Here is a 1,713-nt window from a genome sequence, read left to right as displayed (position 1 = left end):
GCTGGCGACGCTGGGCGTCCCCGGCAGCGGATGCGTACTTTACGGATTCGCCGCCGGGAGTGCAAGGGCTTTTTTCAGAAAAGAATCACTTCAGCGTCACACGGGCGTAACGTTTCTTGCCGGCCTGGATAACGTAGGCCTTGCCGGTGGGCAGCATGGTGCTCGGCTCTACCGCCTCGCCGTCGACCTTGACGCTGCCGTTCTTGAGCATGTCCTTGGCCTGGGCGCTGTTCTTGGTGAGCCCGGAGCGGTTGAGCACGGTGGCGATCGGTGCGGTCTCGGCGCCCTCGAAGTCGACGTCGACCTCGGGCAGGTCTTCCGGCAGCTCGCCATCGGCCAACTGGTTGCCGGCGGACTTGTGGGCATTGGCCGCCGCTTCCTCGCCGTGATAGCGCGCGATCAGCTCGCGGGCGAGTTCCATCTTGACGTCGCGCGGGTTGGCGCCCTGCTCGACGCTCTGCTTGAGCGCCTCGATCTCGTCGTTGGATTTCAGCGACAGCAGTTCGAAGTAGCGCCACATGAGGCTGTCCGGCATGGAGACGAGCTTGTTAAACATCGACCCCGGCGCTTCGTCGACGCCGACATAGTTGCCGAGCGACTTTGACATCTTCTGCACACCGTCCAGACCCTCGAGCAGCGGCATGGTGATCACCACCTGTGGCTCTTGCCCGAAGTGCTTCTGGATCTCGCGGCCCATCAGCAGGTTGAACTTCTGGTCGGTGCCGCCGAGCTCGATGTCCGCTTCGAGCGCCACGGAGTCGTAGCCCTGGACCAGCGGGTAGAGGAATTCGTGGATGGCGATCGGCTGATTGGCCTTGTAGCGTTTCTCGAAGTCGTCGCGCTCGAGCATGCGCGCCACGGTGCTTTGCGCTGCCAACTCGATCATCTTCGCAGCCGTCAACTCGCCGAACCACTCGGCGTTGAAACGCACCTCGGTCTTCTCGGGATCGAGGATCTTGAACACCTGCTCCTTGTAGGTTTCGGCGTTGGCCTTGACGTCGGCCTCGGTGAGCGGCTTGCGGGTGACGTTCTTGCCGGTCGGGTCACCGATGCGCCCGGTGAAGTCGCCGATCAGGAAGATCACGGTGTGGCCCAGGTCCTGGAACTGGCGCATCTTGGTGAGCAGCACGCTGTGGCCCAGGTGCAGGTCCGGCGCGGTGGGATCGAAGCCCGCCTTGATGCGCAGCTTGCGCCCGGAGGCGAGTTTCTTCTTCAGCTCGTCTTCCACCAGGATTTCGTGCGTTCCCCGCGTCAGCAGTGCCAGCGCCTGATCCAGCTCACTCATTGCCTCTCTCCACTCTAAGCTTTGCCCGCCCGGGGGCACGGATGATACATGGCCGGCAATGTTACCATGCCAACCGTTCCCGGTTGAGACTTCACCGCCCTGGATGACGCTTCATGAACAACGCAAACCCCACCTCGCTCTACGTCGGCCTGATGTCCGGCACCAGCCTCGACGGCATCGACGCTGCCCTGGTCGAGATAACACCGGACGCGCGCCCCCGGCTGGTCGCCACCCGTGCCGAGCCGATGCCCGAGGCGCTGCGCCAGACGCTGCTGACGCTCTGCCATGCGGATCACGCCCGTTTTGCCGAGCTTGCCCAGGCCGAGGCCACGTTCTGCGCGCTGCAGGCCCGCGCCGTCGCCGCGCTGCTGAAAGACGCAGGCGTGGCACCGGAGGCGGTTCGCGCCATCGGCAGCCACGGCCAGACC

General features: G+C 64.4%; 2 protein-coding genes. One reads left to right on the top strand and one right to left on the bottom strand.

The genetic code is table 11. The features are described from left to right. Positions 1-85 precede the first annotated feature (85 nt). Positions 86-1,285, bottom strand: a complete 1,200-nt coding sequence (gene tyrS, locus BIS11_RS16740; RefSeq protein WP_253426674.1) for a tyrosine--tRNA ligase — start codon at positions 1,283-1,285, stop codon at positions 86-88. A 113-nt stretch (positions 1,286-1,398) separates the two neighbouring features. On the opposite strand from tyrS, the gene BIS11_RS16735 reads away from it, so the two are divergent. Continuing rightward, positions 1,399-1,713: anhydro-N-acetylmuramic acid kinase (locus tag BIS11_RS16735; protein WP_253586606.1), on the top strand; the 315-nt coding region annotated here is incomplete at its 3' end.

Origin of the sequence: Halomonas sp. 707D4 (assembly GCF_024158685.1) — a bacterium.
Taxonomy (GTDB): domain Bacteria; phylum Pseudomonadota; class Gammaproteobacteria; order Pseudomonadales; family Halomonadaceae; genus Vreelandella.
This window is presented reverse-complemented; position numbering and strand designations above follow the sequence as displayed.

Bases quoted from the DNA above. Each gene is read 5' to 3' on its own strand.
- tyrS (WP_253426674.1), bottom strand. From the start codon at position 1,285: ATGAGTGAGCTGGATCAGGCGCTGGCACTGCTGACGCGGGGAACGCAC.